This is a genomic window from Brucella sp. GW823-FHT04E01, assembly GCF_058796175.1.
This window is the reverse complement of record NZ_JBXAIK010000002.1, coordinates 679422-698444: the sequence shown is the minus strand read 5'-3', so window position 1 is coordinate 698444 and position 19023 is coordinate 679422. Positions and strand designations below refer to the sequence as shown.

The window sequence follows — 19023 nt, the reverse complement described above, 5'->3', positions numbered from 1 at the left end:
TTTAGGCGCGACCGTGCGACTGGCGCGAGCGGCGGGCGAGGGAGTCGACAATCACGGCGATGGCGAGCACAGCGCCAGTAATCATGTAGCGAAGCGACGATGACAGATCGAGCAGCGTCAAACCGCTGGCAATCGACTGGATGACGATAATGCCAAGTAGAGCCGACCAGGCGCTACCACGTCCGCCAAAGAGGCTAGTGCCGCCGATGACCGCTGCTGCAATCGCGTTCAAGTTGACGTCGCCAGTGCCTGCCTGCTGGCTGGAAGAAGCAAGGCGAGCTGCGGCCAGAATGCCGCCTGCTGCAGCCAGAACCGAACAGGTCATGAAAGCCGACATATAGATAAATTTCACATTGATACCAGCACGGCGTGCGGCTTCGCGGTTGCCGCCGACTGCCTGCATCGCGCGCCCCCACTGGGTACGCGTGAGTGCGTAATTCATCGCGATGACCAGCGCCACGAACAGGCCGAACATCCATGGCACACCACGCGACTGGTTGAGATAAAACACAGCACCGCCGACTATGACTGTGATGACGATGGCCTTGAGCGCTATGCCGAGCGACGACGGCGCTGACAGACCGGCTTCACGGCGGCGCTGCGCAGAGCGGAACCCGGTGAAGAAGATCGCAAGTCCGGCAATCAGCACCAACGCATAGGACAGCGGACGCGGCATAACCAGAAGCTGGCCGAAACTCACGAGCCAGGAACCATAAGGCAGGTTGATCGAGCCGGTATTGCCCAGCAGATAAAGCTGAAGGCCAAGCGCCGCCAACAGACCGGCCAGTGTGGAAACAAAGCTTGGCATGCTGAAGCGATTATAGAGGAACGCGTAAAGCAGGCCGATCAACGCGCCGGTGCACAGCGCCGCCAGCATTGCAACGCCAACAGGCCAGCCATGATTGACCCAAAGCACGCCGACAATGGCTGACGCAAGTCCGCTAACCGAACCGACCGAAAGGTCGATTTCACCCAGCATCAAAATGCAGACGATACCCAGCGAAATCACGCCGATAGTCGAACAGTCGAACAGCAAGTTTACGAGATTGTTGCTCGACAGAAAAACCGGGTTCAACGTCTGGAAAACGGTCCAGATGATGACGAGACCGATGATGACCGGCAGCGATCCAAGATCGCCCGACCGGACACGGTCGAAGAAATTGCGCAGCGCGCCCGAAACGCCTTCATCATGGCGCACGCGGGTGTCCTGGCGATCGAGAGGGGTATTTCCGGTTGCCTGGTTCATTATGCTTCTCCCCGATCATGGGCCTGACCGGTTTCATGCTGCGCCTGACGCCGTTCGGCACGGCGGGAAACGGAATTGCTGCTTGCGCCGGTGATGGCTGCGACCAGCTCCTCGTTTGAGGAATCCGGGTAAAAAACACCATTGTTTCGGCCAAGCCGCAGCACGACGATGCGGTCCGCGACAGCACGAACGTCTTCCATATTGTGGCTGATCATCAAGACACCGAGCCCACGGTCACGGACGCGCTCGATAAGATCGAGAACCTCAGCAGTCTGCGCAACGCCAAGGGCTGCCGTCGGTTCGTCGAGCATAATGAGCTTGGGATCAAGCAACAGCGAGCGCGAGATCGCAACCGTCTGGCGCTGGCCACCAGAAAGGGAGGCGACCGGCTCGCGTACACTCGGGATGCGGGCGGAAAGCTCGTTCAGAAGCTTCCACGCCTTGATCTCCATGGACACTTCATCAAGCCGATAGGGGCTCATTTCGCGGCCAAGGAAAATATTGGCGACCACGTCGAGATTCTCGCACAGCGCCAGATCCTGAAAGACTGTCGCAATGCCGAGATCGAGCGCAACGCCCGGCGACGAAAGCACAACCTTCTCACCATTAAATTCGATACTGCCGGATGTCGGTTGATGGACACCTGCCAGTGTCTTGATCAGGGTGGACTTTCCTGCTCCGTTATCACCGACAAGAGCGACAACTTCGCCCGGAAAGACTTCCAGATCGATATCTGTCAGCGCTGAAACGGCACCGAAATTCTTGGATATGCCGCTTAGACGCAGCACTGGCTGCCGCGACGACGCAGCGGCTTCGTGATCTTGGGACATGATCTCACTTTCCCTGGCATATTGCAGGATATGCCATTGCACATCAAACTGCCCGACCGGATAACCGGCCGGGCGCGTCGTTGGTCAGTTGGTGATGCCAAGCTTCTTGCAGCCGTCAGCATAACGGTCGACGCAAAGCGTTTCTGCGGAAACGATGTTCTTGTCGATAATTTCAGCCTTGAGGTTTTCGGCGGTCACCACCACTGGAACGAAAAGCTTCGACGGAGTGTTATAAAGCGTGGCTTCGGCCTTCGGAGTTTCGCCGTTCAGAAGCTGACCCGCGACGCGCGCGGCTTCTGCGGCAACAATTTCAGATGGCTTGTTGATCGTGTTGTACTGATCGCCCGAAATGATCAGCTGAAGTGCTGCAATCGTCGCATCGTTGCCGGTAACCGGTGGTAGCGGATCGATGCCTGCCGCCTTCATGGCTGCGATCGCACCGCCTGCAGTGCCGTCATTGGCAGCGACAACGCCGACGATCTGGTCATTGAAGCGGGTGATCTGGCCACTAGCCCACTGCTGAGCCTTGCTCGGCGCCCATTCAGGCGTGTCATATTCGGCGAGCGTCTTGTAACCGCTGTCCTTCAGACCGGCGTGAATACCGTTCTTGATGAGACCGGCAGCGGCATCGGTTGGCGAACCGTTGATCTGCAGAACGCCGCCCTTGTCACCCGCGACACCCTTGTCCTTCAGGTGCTTTACCAGCGATTCCGCAATCGACTTGCCGATGGCTTCATTGTCGAACGACACGTAGAAATCAGACGTCGCATCCGGGATCGGACGGTCATAGGCAATGACCTTGATATCCTGCGACTGGGCGAGCTTGACCAGCGAGGCTGCCGCTGCCGTATCGACCGCGTCGAGCACTATCACTTTTGCACCTTGCGATATGACCGAGTTGAACTGCTGCTGCTGCTTGCTCGCATCACCATCGGCATTGAGATAAAGCACCTTGCAGCTTTCACAGATTTTCTTCATCTCGGCAGCGAAGCCCGGATAATCGCGCTCCTCATAGCGCGTCGATGCCTGGTCTGGCATTAAAAAGCCGACCACTGCGTCCTTCACTTCCGCCTGAGCATTGCCAGCGAACGACGATAGCACCACCGCAGCAAAGGCTGCCTTACCAAACATATTTTTCATGTCTCACTCCCATTGGGTTTTCAATTTTGTATTTTACACAATCTTGCAGACAAACTTTATATCGCTACTCCACCCCATATGTTCTCCCTATAGCGACCTCCAGTTCCCTGGAGTTCCGGCATTTTGGCGCCGCATTGCTTTGCGGCGCACCAATCAAATCGAGCAATGCTGACGGGGCTTGTGACGCATGATGGGAAGCCGTTCCTGGCTTCGGCATGTGTGCACCGCTCCTCTCGGCATACAATCATGTTGCACCATCGATAGTGCAACATAACCATCGCTCAACATCCTGCATCTGGTCAAGAGGAAAATGACAGAGGAATAGATTGGATTACGCCTTCCCCTACTTGCAGCAAACGCTATCGCACCGCTAAGATCGGGACCCGACCCAGACGCAAAGCAGGCCTGATGAGCATCCCCCGGAAAGTAACCATTTACGATATATCGGAGCGCGCTGGTGTATCCGCGTCGACCGTTGCTTCGGTTATGAATGGTTCATGGGAAAATCGAAGAATTACCAAAGCAACAGCCGACAGAATTCGAGTAATAGCGAGCGAACTCGGTTATACCACCAACCTTCAGGCACGCGGGTTGCGCATATCCAATTCCGGCATGATCGGCATGATCTTGCCTATGCTGGACAACCGATACTTCAGCTCCATGGCCGCATCGTTTGAGACGGTGGCGCGCTCACGCAATCTTATCCCCGTTGTAGCCAGCACATTACGCGACCCGCAGCAGGAACGCAGCACCGTGGAAACATTGATTGCCCACAATGTCGACGCCTTGTTGATCGCGGGCGCAACCGATCCGGACAGTGTCGCCGAACTCTGCGAAAAGGCTCATCTGAAACATATAAACGTGGATCTTCCCGGAAAGCATGGCGCATCCGTAATCAGTGACAACTATGACGGTGCCCGCGTACTGACGCATCAGATTGCCAGCCGCAGGTCTCATCGAACGGAAAACAGCTTCTACTTCATCGGTGGCGTGGATAGTGACCACAACACCCGCGCACGTGTGCGCGGGTATAAGGATGAACTGGCTGCGCTGAACTTCCCCGTTCACTCCGACGCCATAATCACGAATGGTTATGGTCCCGATGCCGCCGCGAGAACCATCCGCGATATTTATAAAAAATTGAATGGATTGCCAGAGGCACTGTTCGTCAACTCGACGAGCCCTTTTGAGGGCGTCGTCAGTTTTCTCAAGACGCTGCCGGTTGACGAGGTCCGGGAGTGCTCCATCGGATGTTTCGACTGGGACCCCTTCATCGAAGTTCTCCACTTCCCGGTTGTGATGGTCCGGCAAAATGTTCAGGCAATGATCGAACGCGCCTTTGAACTTCTGGACGAGTCCGTTCAAACGAACAACCCACCCGAAATGATACCGACAGAGCTCATTATTCCGCGTGGTCTTTGAACCTCATTCCGTGGATAGGAGAAACATGCCATCCACGCGATCACCGATTGTTTTGTTTTTTCAGATAGATAAGCTGAGCTGTCAGTCCTGTGATGAGGATGATCAAAAGACTGCCCTGCGCGCCCAGCAACAACGGGGATTTGAGATCGGTCACAAATGGATGACCATCTGGTACGCGCCGCAATACCTCGCTTACCGCCGGCACCATTAGCAGGAAGGCAGTCAAGCTTAGAAAGACTGTTTCCAGATAGCGGGTCGCACGACCGAAGACTGAACTGTAACCGATTGCATAGCCGGCGATCAGCAGAACCATCGTCGCAGCACCGATAACATAGCTGACCTGCTGGCGTGCAACGAGAAATGTTGTGCCAGCACCTATAAGCATCGAGACAAAATAAAGGCCGCCGGATTTTGACCGGGGCAAAATGCGCCCGTAGCGGACGAACATGTAGATGGCCAGGGGAATGGCAGGCAAACTGCCGATCGTGTGCACCCAGCCGAGCGGGGAAATTCCAAACATAACCAAAGCTCCTGTAAAGATAACAACCTACTAGTAGATAGGTTTGAGGGTAAACCCGTTCATTGATTAGGACGGTCGATTAACCATTCCAGCCATACTGATTGCATCCATCCACATTCACCACTGTCATCCTTCCCAAAATTCGCTCGGCGTTCCGACAACTGGCCGACGAGAAGCACCGTCGTGACAGCGACATTCCAGAAACAGGCACGCAACATTTCGATATTCATTCCAGGCATTGCCTGCGCCCGGCATGTTTCGAAATATCAATGCGGTGATGGCTGCAAGCTGGATAACGGGGTCGCCGCATTCACCTCCCTGCCAATTGATAGCCTGACTACCGAGCATGATCAGGCTTTGATCGAAATCACTGTGCCGCAGCCAGTCTGCGAAGCATTGGTTCAACTATAAGCGAAAACATCTTCGGATCGCTGTGGGCTCTCGCTGACAACATCCCTCCGTGAACGGTAGCAGCAAAGGCTTCTGCCTCGATGTCAGGGGAGTCGATCAAGCGAATGCGGCCCTGTCTTGCGCCGCGTGTGAGGACTGATGTCAACCATCTCGATAACGATCTGAAATAGTTTTGAATCTCAGAAGCAAGTTCCTGTGGCAATACAGGAATTTCGCTTGCCAGAAGCGCCCCTACACAGAATGGCGCACTCCCGTCTGTGATACACGCACTCCAGTATTGAGTATAAGCCTGCAGTTGCTCCAGCGGATCATCGACTTTGCTCTCGAGATTGGCAAAACCTGCTTCTGTATCTTCACGATGCCGCACGATTAGTGCCTTTACCAGATCGACCTTGCTCGGGAAGTGATGATGGATACTGGCCTTGCGAATGCCTACGACGCTGGCGATATCCGCGTAGCTGAATCCATTATACCCACCCGACATGATCAAGGTTTTGGCGCAAGCGAGAATATCATCGGAAGTGGTGGACAAATTGCTCATACTCAGTACCTACCTTCCAGTAGGTTGAATGTCAAGATAGATCAAAGTGAAGAGATTTGTCACACGGTCGAATTTTACCTCATGCAGAACCCGATCCCGTCGACACAGTTCATATGTTGCAACAGTCCGGGGCAAACGGCACGAAATGGATCGGCTCTGGACTTCGCAAACAGGTTAGTGCCGGAAGTCTTGACCGCGGTCGAGTTTCTGGCTCTGACGTATCGCTGCAATTTCCTGGGCCCTGGCGGTCGAAACTGTTTGCTGCAAAATCTTCAACTTGTCCTGAAGCCCCTCGAAGACGGAATGTTGTGCGGGAGGCACGCGACTGACGTTGTCACGGTCGCCGCGCAGGATTGCGTTGCGCCCGAACCTGAGATCAAGGGCGCGGCTGACGCTTGTAAACTCCCGACGAATATGCGGTTCGAGTGAACCGGCGAGGGCATCAAGCCGCGCGTGCTTCTTTTGCATCGCAGTTGTGATGCGACGGAGTTGTTCGCCAGCCTCTTCTGACAATCCTGGAATGGCGGTTGCCATCTGCTGACGCTCTGCGGCGATTGCGGTTGTTGCAGCCTTCAGGGCTGACGCCCAGCTCGACCCCAGCGAGCGGACACTTGCCTGCACATCCGGCACGGCTTCCAGTGCTGTCTTTCGCTCGCGGCCAACGGCCAGAAGCCTGTCCCTCAGCCGACTGGAGCCGCGCAGGGCGCCATAGGCCGCTGGATCATTGGCAATGGCTGCCGCAATCCGCCCGCCCGCAATGCCTTTCCGGATCAGTGCCTCGATCGTATCGACAGCACTGGCGGGTTCCCGCCAGAGATGAGAGGCCGTTTTGGCAAGTGCTGTTCGGTTATGGCGGTAGTGGGCTGCCGCGGATGCCCTCTCGCGCGCCTCAACCTCCACCGGGGTTGTAAACCCTGTCACGGCAGAAAGCAGCGGCGGTATGGAACGGGCTTCCGGGTCCTGCCCGATATTGCCAGTCGGCCGGGTCCGGGACGAACCCGGAGAATTTCGATCCACGGACATCCGGGCTGTCGGATTCTGTATGGGGAATCTTGCGGATTGCCTCTCATGATAAGAAATCCTGCGTTCCCGATCGATTGCCAAACCGTGCGCCGCACTTGCCCTCTCCCGGAGATTTGCGACCTGCTGGCGCTTTTGTGCCAGCCACGCCATCTGGCGTCTTGCCCCTGCCCCTGTTTCGGCCATCACTTCGGCAAGTGCGTCGATGCCACGCCTGCGGGCAAAGTCCCGGACATGTGCCTGGTAGCCAGCCTCACCAGCAAAATCCAGCGTCGTGGTTTTGGCGCCCGAACGCCCGAGGCGCCTGGCCAGTTGCTGGAACAATTCCGGTGTGTGGCTTTCGCTTGCAACCCTTTTGCGGCGGACATCTATGGTTTCATGCAGCTTGGCCGTCCAGACATTGCGTTCGACCGTGCGCTCCTCAAAGCGCCTTTCACCGCCTTGCGCATCAGGAACTGCAATTTTTACCTTCACGGTCTCGACGCCATCCTTGCGAAGCGTAACCATATCCCCTCTGGAAGCTCCCGCAGCCGACAGGGCCGCCGGCAGACCGGCACCCCAGAGGCGATGGACCTTCCCGCCCTCAACCTTCACATCAGCATAGGGCGTGTCATTCGTATCCTCATCCCCGGGCCGGAATTTTGTCACCCCGGTTTCGACCAGTTCGCCGATGATCCCCTTCGCGTGGTCAACAGGGGCCCTGTCCTCCCGTCCGGGCCCGGGCCTGAAGTCCTCGCGCGCAGCATAAAGATCAGCCCTGTGACGATGACGGGTCATGGACACATAGGTCAGGTGCCTGTCCATCATGCCGCTGGCAAGCACAAAGGTCCGGTCGACAGTCGCGCCCTGCGACTTGTGGATTGTCACCGCATAGCCGTGATCGATGTTGCGGTAGCTGTCCTCACTCAGAACAATCTCGCTGCCGCTGTCGAGCCGGACAGAAAGCAGCGGCGCGCGGAATGCGTTGCCGGTCGAGACCACCGTGCCGAACATGCCGTTCCTGACGTATTGCGGATTGTTTCCCCCTGCACGCGGTTCAAGGAAACGGGCGTTCTCAAGAAAGATGATCCGGTCGCCAGCAGCAAACTCCCGCATGCCCCGCTCTGTCCGGAAGCTGCGCGCGGCACCGAGCGCTCCCTCCTCTCGCATCACCCTGCGCAAGGCTTCATTCAGCCTGTGGACATCCCTGTTGGTGTGCGCCAGCACCAGCAACGCATCACCCCGCAGTTGGCCGCTGCCTTCTGCTTCCGTACGCCCCATCCCTGGCCGCACGCCCCGTCCCGGCTGTGATGGCATGATCATTTTCCGCCGCGCATCGGCCCAGTCACTGACCAGACGGCTGACCAGTTCATCCCGGGTTTCCGCCTCGACCAGATGCCCGCGTCTGGCGTAAATTTCCAGCCCCGCCCCGGTCCTCCCGCGAGCAAAGAGTTTTGAAGCATCGCGTGCCCATTGGTCCTGTTGCCGGCGCACACCGGCAAGTTCGGCGGAACCGATCCGTTCCGCTATTGCCCGGAAAGCCGCACCGGCCCCGATCGGCTGAAGCTGCATGGCATCGCCGACCAGAACAACCTTTGCGCCAGCCTTTTCTGCAGCATCCAGCATACGTGCCATTTGCAACGAGGAGACCATGCCTGCCTCGTCAATGACGAGGACGTCACTGCGCATCAGCCGGTCGCGCCCGTTATTCCAGGCATGCTCCCACGCAGCAAGCGTTCGCGACCTGATACCGGAACTCTCCTCCAGCCCCTCGGCAGCCTTGCCGGAAAGGGCCGCACCCAGGACACGATGATGCCCGCTCTCCCAGGCAAAGCGCGCAGCTGCAAGCAATGTCGACTTGCCCGTACCGGCAAGACCGACGACGGCAGCGATGCCGCTGTCGTCCGTCACATGCCGAATGGCTTCAATCTGCCCGGGATCCAGCCTGAACGGCTTCAGCGGATTGTCCCCTTCGACGAAACGCACTGCGCCTGCGCGTCCTGCGTCCGAAATCCCGAACCCCTTCCTCCTCGACAGGGTATCGGCTGAACGCATCATGTCATGTTCGGTGCGCAGGATCTGGCGGGTGGTGAAGATTGCCGGTTCCCTTGCCTCGCCAGCCACCCGGCCATTCACACGACCAGTCATCGGATCAGTCAGCGGGCCGGCCTGCTGCGGCTTGAGCAGCACCAGATCAGGAGAGGCCATCAGCCGTGCACGGATATTGGCAAAGTCTACCGGATCATCGACATAGCGGTGGATGACCCTTGCGATATCCTGCTCGTCAAAAGTGGAGCGCTCATTGCCAAGCTGCCTGAGGAGAGGCCCCGGATCGGCAAGCAGCCGGGCGGTCATTTTCTGCCGACGCGCCAAGTCGGCGGGTGCAAAATACATCTCGGCGCCCTTGCGCATCATCGCCGACTTTCCGGGTCCCAGATGCCGCTGGGCAATCCCCTCAAGTCCCTGTTCGGCATGGGAACGACCGTCAAGGCGGATGTCACGGCCAGCCAGTGCCAGATACCGGCTGGCTGTCTGCGCCCAGGCGATCTTCCATGCCTTCATCGTCTCCCTGTTACCCGCCCAACACGTATAAACAATATCCCCGTTATGGCGATTTGATTTTACCTCACGTAGTGGTTTCCCATCGGGTCGGCGAACCGGCATATATTTGGGACCAAACCCTTCTTCGGTCAGCGGCCTCAATGCGGTCATCAGGTGAATATGTGGATTGCCGCCCTTGTCGTGATAGACCCAGTCAGCGATCATACCCTTCGAAGTCAGATTGTCCCGGACGAACTCCTGAACCAAACCGATATTCTCCGCCCGTGTCAGTTCCTCCGGCAGAGCAATAATCAACTCACGGGCAAGTTGTGCATCCACCCGCGTCTCAAATGCATCGACAGCATTCCACAGCACCTCACTTGCTTCAGCGACAGTCTTGTCTTCGATTGCCGACCTCAGCCACGCTGGAATATCTTCCGGCAACACCAGTTCTTCATGGACCAAATCATCGTCGCCGCCGCGATAGTTAAACAAGGTTCCGGTCTGTTCGTCTCTCATCCGGGTGCGATGACGATAAGAGGCAGCAGAGATGATGTTGCGTCCCGCTCCCCTGCTGATCATCTGCGCTCGCACGAACATGATTGCCACAATGTTCTCCTGACCGTCAGTCAATACGTGTGAAAGCCCATGATTACCCGGGCAGCTGACTCGGCACTTCTCCGCCTCCCTTCACGAGTTGCACCGTTTCATCCAGGGGGCTTGAATGTGAAAACATATTTAACTATCTTTTTTAAATCAGTCAAATTTACAATCTCTACCGCCTCGAACAGAGAGGTCCACAAATGCGCATTGATTTTCCTGACAGAATGATAGACGCGAAATTGAAGAATGTCGCATGAACATAAAAAACTATGAACATTAAAACTAGCTCACCGTATTAAACGGCCCGCACGACGACTGGCCAGGTGATCCCGTTGTCCAGACGGAAAGGATGTTTGAACGAACGGCGCGTCTCCTTGCAAGACCCACAAGAGCAACCCCTTACAGCAAGGCTTTTTATCCTCTGAAGAGCCAGAATGGCGACACTGGAGCAACGGCATATGTCCAGCAAGACAATTGATCGGAAGACAGAAGCGCGGAGCAAACGCCTGCTGGGGGCAATTGTCGTGCGGGCTGGCTTGTCGATGGTCGACCGGGCATTCCTGTTAGGAGGACTGCTGGAACTGGCCAAACTTTCACCCGGAACACCCGAATATTGCCGTTTGCGCAAAATTGGCGAAATTGCCTTCAGGTCTGAAGTGCCAGAAGAAAATCCAGACTCAAACCAGGGAGACCGCATTTGATGGTTAGAGCAATACCGCTCGCGGGTCTGCTTGTCGCTCTGGTGCCAGTCGTTCTTTCTGGCTTTACCTTTTATGTCGCGCATTGGTTTTGGACCGAACTGGCCGCAGGCTTGTCAGGAAAGCTCCAGTACTGGTTTATCCGTGCTGCGCCTGCACTCGTGCTTCTATCGGGGCCACTTGGGGCACTGCTGACGGTTTGCTTGCTTCCGCTGCACCGGCGCCGACCGGTCGCCATGGTCAGCCTGTTTTGCTTTCTGCTTATTGTGGGTTTCTACGCGCGGCGCGAGATCACCCGCATCTCCCCTTTCGTAGAAAGCGGAGTCCTGCAATGGGATCAGGCTCTATCATTCCTCGATATGGTTACCCTGGTTAGCGTCTCAATTGGTTTTGTTGTTTCAGCGGTATCCGTGCGCATCTCAAGCGTTGTGCCCGAAACGGTGAAGCGCGCACGTCGCGGAATCTTTGGAGATGCAGACTGGTTACCGATGTCGGCGGCGGCACGGCTCTTTCCTGCGGACGGCGAAATCGTTGTTGGCGAGCGCTATCGTGTCGACAAGGAACTCATCCATGAACTGCCTTTCGATCCAGTCGATCCGTCTACCTGGGGGCGCGGCGGACAAGCTCCACTCCTGACTTACAATCAGAATTTCGATTCAACCCATATGCTGTTTTTTGCGGGATCAGGTGGATTTAAAACGACAAGTAATGTCGTGCCTACAGCACTTGTCTATAGTGGTCCGATCGTTTGCCTGGATCCGTCATCCGAGGTTGCATCGATGGTAATCGAACATCGCCGCAAAAGGCTCGGGCGAGACGTCGTGGTGCTCGACCCCGCCAACCCGGTTAACGGTTTCAATGTTCTTGACGGGATCGAAACGTCGATAAAAAAAGAAGAAGACATCGTCAGCTTCGCACATATGCTGCTGTCGGAAAGCGCTCGCCTTGAAAGTTCAACGGGGTCTTTTTTCCAGAGTCAGGCACACAATTTGCTAACAGGACTCCTGGCGCATGTAATGCTATCGCCAGAATTTTCCGGGCGGCGCAATCTGCACAGCCTGCGTCAAATTGTTTCCGAACCGGAGACGTCGGTTCTTGCCATGCTGCGTGACGTTCAGGAAAATTCCGTCTCGACATTTATTCGCGAGACGCTTGGCGTTTTCGTCAACATGACTGAGCAGACATTTTCAGGCGTTTACTCTACGGCATCGAAGGACACCCAGTGGCTATCCCTCGCAAATTACGCGTCCCTTGTCTGCGGAGACAGTTTTAAACCAGCACAGATAGCTGAAGGCGAAAAAGACGTATTTCTCAATATCCCTGCATCGATCCTTCGCTCCTACCCGGCAATCGGAAGAGTAATCATCGGCTCTTTAATCAATGCAATGATCGAGGCGGACGGCGCATTCCGGCGACGCGTTTTGTTCATGCTCGATGAAGTCGATCTGCTTGGCTACATGCGCATAATGGAAGAGGCACGTGATCGGGGACGCAAATACGGGATCAGCTTAATGCTGATGTACCAGTCCGTTGGCCAGTTGGAACGCCATTTTGGCAAAGATGGTGCAGTTTCATGGATCGATGGATGCGCATTCGTAAGCTACGCTGCGATCAAGGCGCTCGATACCGCGCGGAATGTGTCGGCGCAATGCGGGGAGATGACGGTAGAAGTGAAGAACAGATCACGCGCCACAGGATGGGACAAGAGCCAAATTTCTCGAACATCTGAATGCATCAATCTCCAGCGTCGACCGCTTATAATGCCGCATGAGGTTACTCAGTCAATGCGCAAGGATGAACAGATCATTATTGTACAGGGGCACCGCCCGATCCGCTGCGGTCGGGCAATTTACTTTCGTCGCAAGGAAATGGACACGACCGCAGCGGCAAACCGGTTCGTGAAGTCCAGCAAAAGATAATTCAACAAGGTATTGGCAAGCTGCCGTTAGTCCCCGGTCATGTGAGTTCGACGCCGGATGATTTGAGGGGATGGGGTCGCGTATTCCGTGGAAAAGAAGAAGCGAAAGGAAGTCGGTTTGAATTCACGTCCAAACTAATCGCGGAGGTTTCCCCGCTGTACCCCCAGGACGAATCCGATTTCGGCCAGCCCCGCACCCGCCGCCGTACATTTTCGAGCGCCTGACCGGGCGGGCCCGATGCCCATGGAGGTCAGGTCGTCCGGCTCTAAGCGTGTTTCGACTTTACCATCGAACTACAGCACCGCTTTCAATCGGCGAAGGTAAAGCCCTTCCCGCGAATTGCATGCAAAGGGAGCACGATACCGGCATTTTTGGCCCGCCGTCTGAGGCGGCTCACAATGGTATCCAGGTGAGCATAGTTGAACTCATAAATATCTTCTCCGAGCGCAACAATCAGATCGTGCCGCTTAACTATTGCACCGCGCTCATCCAGCAAACGGCTCAAGATCCGTTGTTCGGATGTCGTGAGCCGCAGACGATGCCCCCGGCCATCGGTAATGACCCAGCCGCTTTCCACCAACACCCATTCAGGAGATAGACACGGCGAAGTAACAGCTACGGACCTCTCCAGACGGTTATAGACAGCCATTACAGTTGCCGCGAGTTCCCGTATATCCACGGGTTTGACTAGATATGCGTCTGCACCTGATTCAAGGCCATTAATACGATCATCAATAGAACCGCGAGCTGTCACCATAATAATTCCGACTGATTGGGATGATCTCAAATGCGCGGCCGCAGATAGCCCGTTTTCCCCTTTCAATCCGACGTCGAGAATAACGATGTCTGCCGGCTTTGCTGCATATGCTCGATAAAGAGCTGCAGCGGACTCAAATCCATGAGTGCCAAAGCCGAGGCTCGCTAGACCAAAGACCATTTCCTCGCGGAAGTCGTCGTCATCATCGACCAGATATACGAGTGGGATACTGGCGGCTTCGTCTTTTCCACGTCTCTCGTCAAAATTTGGGCGATTTCGTAAGATATCTGACATTGTCAATCTCAAGTATTCACGACGTTACCGGCATCGGTTGCTTTCTGGCATACAGATCCGTGAGAACAAGTTGAAGGGGAGCTAAATTGCTCCTTGAAAGCAAATGCCTCCCGGTCCACACCTCCTATAGCAATAAAGCCTACGGTGCATCATCTAGATGTCTCACTTTTATAGCCCGGTGGTCTCATCGGGGGTATTCTCTCAACGCCAATTCCGAATCTTAACAAATGTGCGCGAAGTTCCGGAACAAGCGGCTCAGACAACCGCTCGCGCCGCGCTTCACCGGGCATCAAACCGAAACGTATACGGAAACAGCGTGAGAAATGGCCAGTACTCGAAAATCCGTGTTCAAATGCGATTTTGGCAATAGATCGCGGAATTATGTCTGTTTGCGTTATCTCAAGAAAAGCTGCATCGAGGCGGCGGTCCCTGATCACGCCCGCAATGCCGCCGTCTTCCGCAAACGCACGATAGAGATGCGCGCGTGAGACATTGAAACGGCGAATGATCAAGTCCAGGCTAAGTTCGGGATTATTGAGATTCCGGTCAACAAAATCCAGAACCCGCTGGCGCAATGCAATACTTAAGGGGCGGAGTTCTTCATCTTTAACTGTGCGCAAACCTCGCAAGGCAGCGCCCAGAATCGTAACCAACGATTCCTGGACAGCGACAATTTCGTCATTCGATAGATGTTCGCTCAGGCCATTCAACCCCTCGAGGTAAGCAGTTATCAATTGCGTCATCGGAAGATGGGCTTGCAGTACAACACCATGCAGATTTGCATGCCCTGTCGCCTTCGCCAGAATTCCGCGCGGTATAAGTGCAGACAGGGTGCCGCCTGCGCTCACGTCGCTCTGAAGAACTTGCGTTAGATCAAGGATACAGATATCCCCGGCTCGTGCCATCAGGCTGTTGTTCGCGACGTTGCCCCGGATTTCTCCTCCCTTCACAACCGCAACGAGGAATTGATCCAGACCGCTCCATGCAATTATACGTCGGTCGCGATTATATCGTTGGGAGTTGAATGTAACAGACGCAAAAGTGAACCCGGCTATCTCGCGAGACCTTATCGCCCCCTCCAGTCGATTATTTCCGTTTCCTGGGATCGGTGTCGTTTCATAAAAGGGCCGAGAAGCCTCTCGCCAGAAATCATTCCTGAGGCGCTCCTCGACAAAATCAGTTGAAACAATAACGTCCTGACCGGATTTAGCCTCGCTGCCATTCTTTTTTTTCGACATTTGCCGCCTTATCCTTCGATCCAACTGCGAGTCGAGGTGTCTATCAGCGAGCCGTTAACACACGTTTTGCCATGCATAATGCTTCGTTCCCAAACTCAATCCTGGATCTACTAAGACACACGTCTCGTGCCGATTGAGGGCGCCGATAGCGTTTCTGTGCTAATTCCGCAGCTCAAAAATCGCCCGAGCTAGAGGCAGTTCGTCATCCTGCCTGTTCAATTGCATTTGCGACGGACTGCACCACGTTATATCAGTATTATCTAATATTATTTACATTAATATTAATTTTCAGCATTCTACAAAACAGTCTATTGATGGGATATCAATATATAAAATAATGTGTTCTTCTAAAGGAATGAGAATCCGCGAGCCAGTTGCTCAGAAATTTCCCCGTATCTGGAGGTTGATGATGTCTAGATGGACAATAGCTGCAATTGTTTTGGCTGGTGCGACATTCACACCGCCCGTCGTTTTCGAAGCCCCGGCTCAAACGACAGTAGAGTGCCGATCCAGAGACTATAAATATGATGAATGCTATGCTGGCCCCCTGTCGAGACCCCAACTCATTCATCAAACATCGAGTGCCTCTTGCATATTAAACCGCACATGGGGATATAACCCGAAAAGCCGCTATATATGGGTCGCTCAAGGGTGTGCGGGTGTGTTTGCAGATGTGGGTGGCTATCATCACGGTCGTGGCGACGGGTTTGATCCGGGGGCCCGCCAGTACGATCATCGAGGCCATGATGTCGGCGGGGTCGTGGCAGGCGCGGTGTTGGGTGCTATTGTTGAAGGAATGCTGACCGATCATCCGAAGAAGCACCATCACACGACAAGCAACCACCGTGATACGGACGACTATAACGGTTGTCACGGCATTGGATGCAATGTCGACCGACCGGAAAACTCTGGTGAGATCGATACGACGCCCCAGTTCGACAGAAGCGGGGAACCAAACTACGACACTCACGGCAATTACATCGGCTGCCACGGAGTTGGCTGTCTGGTTGATAGTCCAGATTAGCAAGAACCGTGCAGCCAGCCGTTCTGCAAATATTACATGATCCACGACGAATTTTCATGTTCGTGGATAGACTTCGTATCACTATAACATTTTGATATTTCCCGAAACTGGCGCTCCGGCATGGAAAACATTCGAATGCGTTGAATCATTTTATACTTTTCCTACCGTCCAATGGGAGAATTGAATGACAGGCCTGAAACCCAGACATTTACTGCTTGCGCTTGCACCCTTGGCGATTGCCGGTTGCGTTACCGCAGATGAAGTATACCAGGAAACCTGTACCTCCTTCGGTTTCAGGCCCGGCACTGACGCTTTCGCAAACTGCATGATGGAACAGAGCGCACGCCACGATGAGGATGAACAACGCGCTCAAGATCGCATTTATGCTCAAGAACAGCGCGACCGTGAGCGCAAAAGGGAACGCGCCGCCGCGAGGAACGACAGATCGATGCCAGGCCTCAGTTCGACAAGGACGGCAATCCAAACTTTGATACACAAGGGAATTACGTCGGCTGCCATGGCGTCGGATGTGAGGTCGATAATCCAGATAATCCGGCTGACAGTAACAACTAGAAATCTGAACGGTATCGCCGCTTATGTCTAAAAGCTGTTTGACCCGGGAAAAGGTCAAAATCAGGCCGCCGCTGCGTCAAATTCTATCGCCTATGACATTGGGCGTATCCATAGCGTGGCTGGCTATAGTGGCTTGCCTTGGCTGGTGGATTTCCCACCTTGCAGTTGCAACCGAGACCAGGGGGCTGGCTGCGAGTGCCGAGTATGAGGCACAGACAACAGCGCGTGTCGTGGATCGGCTGTTCACGGAGATGAACAGCGTCGCTAACATGGTTGCGAAGCAGAACCGGGTAATTGAGCTTGCCTCTCGCTATCGGGTTGATCCCCCGGGGTTCCCGGAACTAACCCGTGAGGAGCGGGCAGCTATACTTACAAGCGATCCGCTCGTTCGCCTGGTCGGCGATTTCATGACGCGGCTATCCGACGATCTCCGGTATGCCCGTATCTATATGAACAATTTGTCACACGATACGCTGACATCCAGCCAGTGGGCGGATTCCTTTAACATAGTTGGCCAGATTTATACCGGCCGGGCATATCTGGTTGATGCATTACGCGAGGGTAGCGGACAATTGTTTGGTATAGCTCGCTTGAACCAGATGCCATCGTATTTTGTGACCAGTCGGATTGAGGACGCTGACGACCAGGCATTGGGCTCGGTAACGGTGCGTTTTGATGCACCGGTAATGGCACACTATCTGACAGGTCGACACATCGCATTGATCGTGAACCGCCAGGGACGAATAACGACGGCGTCTTCTGCGACGTTCATGTTACGCAATGTAGCGGCGGTTCTGCCGCCGGAAACCCTGCAGCCCTCGAACAGCGACGAGGGCCCGGGAGAGGCGATGGCCGCGCACCAGATCGCGGACGTGGAAGGAGGCGACCAGTGGATGATCGACGGCCACCCCTATCTGGTACGGCGCCAACCGCTGGTCAACGCGCAGTACCAGTTGCTTACCCTGGCGTCGATCGATCATCTGGGCACCATGCAACGGCAACATTTCGTGGTCGCCGGAGCCATTGCAGCCTTTGGCCTTGTGCTGATTGTGCTTGCTGGCCGCGTGGCTGAGCAGCGTACCGAACGTCGTCAACGAGCAGAGCAGGATCGCATTCTGGCCATCTCGCAGGCAGCTGAACGCGAACTGACGGTCAAGGTACGGGAAAGAACGGCGCAACTTGCGGAGAGTAATGCGTCGCTTGAGGCCGAGGTGGAACGCCGCCGGCTGCTTGAGACAAAGCTCCAGCAGTCTCTCGACTCGGTTAACGATGCTCTCGCACAACAACGGGACTTTGTAGCCGTGGTGTCCCACGAGTTCCGGGGCCCGCTGGCCGTGATTGCAGCTGCTGCAGACAATCTGCTCATTTCACTGGCTGATGGCACAGACAGCATAAAATTGCGCATCGGCAAAATAAGTCGCACCGTTAAACGGATGGTATTGCTAATCGAAAACGTGCTGGCTGGCGACCGGATAGATGCGGGACAATCACAGTCCGGGCAAGCGGAAGTATTTGATCTCAACGAGATTATACACACGGCCCGGATGGGATTTGATGAGGTTACCGCTGATCGCATTGCTTTTGTGAATAGTGGTAGAACGCCGGTTAAATGTGACCGCGTTCTTATAGAGATCGCGCTACACAACCTGATTCAAAATGCGCTGAAATACTCCCACTTTAAGTACTCTGTAAAAATTCATCTGTCATCTGATAAGGACATGGCTTTTATTAGTGTAACTGACCAAGGTAAAGGCGTTGAACCCGATGAGCGCGAACTGATATTCATGAAATACTTTAGATCGTCAGGCCAAACCACAACAGGTTTTGGCCTGGGACTTTATATATCACGCGAGATCGCCCGACAGAATGGGGGCGATGTCACACTGGCGGCCAGCGATACCACGGGATCAACCTTTTGCCTCTCGCTGCCCATCGAGGCAGGGTTTGGGGCAAGTCCCATATCCAAAGCGGAATAACGACCCTTGTTAGACCGATCATCCGAACCTCATTTACCGGAATTGCCACGCCGCCGCTCAGGATGCCCGGCTTCGGAACCAGCCGTGACGCACATGCTCATGCCAGAACAAGAAATGGCGCCGCAACGACAGGAAATGACAGTTTGTGACAGTTTCTGCAATTGCCTTATGAGTACATGCTGTTAGACATACCGATTACAAGTATCCCATGAACGACGGTGACTTTGCATTGAGCAATACCAATATTCTCTGTCTTGTTCAGGATACGGGCACGGCACTTTCGAAAATTTT

The 19023-nt window shown here is 54.9% G+C and carries 14 protein-coding genes and 1 pseudogene; 6 read left to right on the top strand and 9 right to left on the bottom strand.

Annotated features, from left to right (window positions below):
• Position 1: 1 nt before the first annotated feature.
• The 3 genes from AC1RHM_RS08680 to AC1RHM_RS08670 form a co-directional block, all read right to left on the bottom strand.
• Positions 2–1246, bottom strand: a complete 1245-nt coding sequence (locus tag AC1RHM_RS08680; protein WP_036582542.1) for a sugar ABC transporter permease — start codon at positions 1244–1246, stop codon at positions 2–4.
• Positions 1246–2076, bottom strand: a complete 831-nt coding sequence (locus tag AC1RHM_RS08675; RefSeq protein WP_029928283.1) for an ATP-binding cassette domain-containing protein — start codon at positions 2074–2076, stop codon at positions 1246–1248. Before AC1RHM_RS08675 ends, AC1RHM_RS08680 begins: the two co-directional genes overlap by 1 nt.
• A gap of 84 nt (positions 2077–2160) precedes the next feature.
• Complete coding sequence (locus tag AC1RHM_RS08670) at positions 2161–3207, bottom strand: ABC transporter substrate-binding protein (protein WP_235817422.1); 1047 nt, start codon at positions 3205–3207, stop codon at positions 2161–2163.
• A gap of 417 nt (positions 3208–3624) precedes the next feature.
• Here AC1RHM_RS08670 and AC1RHM_RS08665 point away from each other — a divergent pair.
• Positions 3625–3732: pseudogene (locus AC1RHM_RS08665) on the top strand (transcriptional regulator); the annotation flags it as partial.
• Positions 3733–3828: 96 nt separating this feature from the next.
• Positions 3829–4638 carry a substrate-binding domain-containing protein gene (locus AC1RHM_RS08660; RefSeq protein ID WP_235819941.1) on the top strand — a complete coding sequence of 270 codons (810 nt, stop codon included), beginning with the start codon at positions 3829–3831 and terminating at the stop codon, positions 4636–4638.
• A 40-nt stretch (positions 4639–4678) separates the two neighbouring features.
• Here the strand turns inward: AC1RHM_RS08660 and AC1RHM_RS08655 are convergent, their stop codons facing one another.
• From AC1RHM_RS08655 to traA, 4 genes are all read right to left on the bottom strand, one after another.
• On the bottom strand, positions 4679–5158 hold the full coding sequence (locus AC1RHM_RS08655) for a hypothetical protein (RefSeq protein WP_029928289.1): 480 nt from the start codon (positions 5156–5158) through the stop codon (positions 4679–4681).
• 59 nt (positions 5159–5217) lie between these two features.
• Complete coding sequence (locus AC1RHM_RS08650) at positions 5218–5388, bottom strand: hypothetical protein (protein WP_155243279.1); 171 nt, start codon at positions 5386–5388, stop codon at positions 5218–5220.
• A 137-nt stretch (positions 5389–5525) separates the two neighbouring features.
• A complete protein-coding gene (locus tag AC1RHM_RS08645) occupies positions 5526–6110 on the bottom strand; it encodes a TetR/AcrR family transcriptional regulator (protein ID WP_029928293.1) in 585 nt (194 codons plus the stop codon).
• 174 nt (positions 6111–6284) lie between these two features.
• Positions 6285–10259, bottom strand: coding sequence for a Ti-type conjugative transfer relaxase TraA (gene traA / locus AC1RHM_RS08640; RefSeq protein WP_151895787.1), 3975 nt, complete (start codon positions 10257–10259; stop codon positions 6285–6287).
• Between the two features lie 452 nt (positions 10260–10711).
• Here traA and AC1RHM_RS08635 point away from each other — a divergent pair, with 452 nt between their 5' ends.
• Both AC1RHM_RS08635 and traG read left to right on the top strand, forming a co-directional pair.
• Complete coding sequence (locus AC1RHM_RS08635) at positions 10712–10954, top strand: conjugal transfer protein TraD (RefSeq protein ID WP_010661827.1); 243 nt, start codon at positions 10712–10714, stop codon at positions 10952–10954.
• The gene (gene traG, locus AC1RHM_RS08630) at positions 10954–12870 is read left to right on the top strand and encodes a Ti-type conjugative transfer system protein TraG (protein WP_151895880.1); all 1917 of its coding nucleotides are present in this window, start codon (positions 10954–10956) and stop codon (positions 12868–12870) included. The genes AC1RHM_RS08635 and traG overlap by 1 nt, the downstream gene beginning before the upstream one ends.
• Before the next feature lie 307 nt (positions 12871–13177).
• On the opposite strand, the gene AC1RHM_RS08625 is transcribed toward traG, so the two are convergent.
• The gene (locus tag AC1RHM_RS08625; protein WP_151895786.1) at positions 13178–13921 is read right to left on the bottom strand and encodes a response regulator transcription factor; all 744 of its coding nucleotides are present in this window, start codon (positions 13919–13921) and stop codon (positions 13178–13180) included.
• Positions 13922–14070: 149 nt separating this feature from the next.
• Positions 14071–15159, bottom strand: coding sequence for a helix-turn-helix domain-containing protein (locus AC1RHM_RS08620; protein WP_151895785.1), 1089 nt, complete (start codon positions 15157–15159; stop codon positions 14071–14073).
• A 337-nt stretch (positions 15160–15496) separates the two neighbouring features.
• Between AC1RHM_RS08620 and AC1RHM_RS08615 the strand changes: the two genes are divergently transcribed.
• Together AC1RHM_RS08615 and AC1RHM_RS08610 are read left to right on the top strand one after the other, a co-directional pair.
• A complete protein-coding gene (locus AC1RHM_RS08615; RefSeq protein ID WP_492332509.1) occupies positions 15497–16183 on the top strand; it encodes a DUF3011 domain-containing protein in 687 nt (228 codons plus the stop codon).
• Between the two features lie 824 nt (positions 16184–17007).
• Positions 17008–18732 (top strand): sensor histidine kinase, encoded by a 1725-nt coding sequence (locus AC1RHM_RS08610; RefSeq protein ID WP_246683450.1) that lies wholly within the window; start codon positions 17008–17010, stop codon positions 18730–18732.
• Positions 18733–19023: the final 291 nt, after the last annotated feature.

Excerpts from the sequence above, each read along its gene's own strand:
- AC1RHM_RS08610 (WP_246683450.1), top strand. The coding sequence starts at position 17,008 with ATGAACAGCGTCGCTAACATGGTTGCGAAGCAGAACCGGGTAATTGAG.
- traG (WP_151895880.1), top strand. The coding sequence starts at position 10,954 with ATGGTTAGAGCAATACCGCTCGCGGGTCTGCTTGTCGCTCTGGTGCCA.
- AC1RHM_RS08650 (WP_155243279.1), bottom strand. The coding sequence starts at position 5,388 with ATGAATATCGAAATGTTGCGTGCCTGTTTCTGGAATGTCGCTGTCACG.
- AC1RHM_RS08635 (WP_010661827.1), top strand. The coding sequence starts at position 10,712 with ATGTCCAGCAAGACAATTGATCGGAAGACAGAAGCGCGGAGCAAACGC.
- AC1RHM_RS08675 (WP_029928283.1), bottom strand. The coding sequence starts at position 2,076 with ATGTCCCAAGATCACGAAGCCGCTGCGTCGTCGCGGCAGCCAGTGCTG.
- AC1RHM_RS08655 (WP_029928289.1), bottom strand. The coding sequence starts at position 5,158 with ATGTTTGGAATTTCCCCGCTCGGCTGGGTGCACACGATCGGCAGTTTG.
- AC1RHM_RS08645 (WP_029928293.1), bottom strand. The coding sequence starts at position 6,110 with ATGAGCAATTTGTCCACCACTTCCGATGATATTCTCGCTTGCGCCAAA.
- AC1RHM_RS08625 (WP_151895786.1), bottom strand. The coding sequence starts at position 13,921 with ATGTCAGATATCTTACGAAATCGCCCAAATTTTGACGAGAGACGTGGA.
- AC1RHM_RS08680 (WP_036582542.1), bottom strand. The coding sequence starts at position 1,246 with ATGAACCAGGCAACCGGAAATACCCCTCTCGATCGCCAGGACACCCGC.
- AC1RHM_RS08660 (WP_235819941.1), top strand. The coding sequence starts at position 3,829 with ATGATCGGCATGATCTTGCCTATGCTGGACAACCGATACTTCAGCTCC.
- AC1RHM_RS08620 (WP_151895785.1), bottom strand. The coding sequence starts at position 15,159 with ATGTCGAAAAAAAAGAATGGCAGCGAGGCTAAATCCGGTCAGGACGTT.
- AC1RHM_RS08670 (WP_235817422.1), bottom strand. The coding sequence starts at position 3,207 with ATGTTTGGTAAGGCAGCCTTTGCTGCGGTGGTGCTATCGTCGTTCGCT.
- AC1RHM_RS08615 (WP_492332509.1), top strand. The coding sequence starts at position 15,497 with ATGTGTTCTTCTAAAGGAATGAGAATCCGCGAGCCAGTTGCTCAGAAA.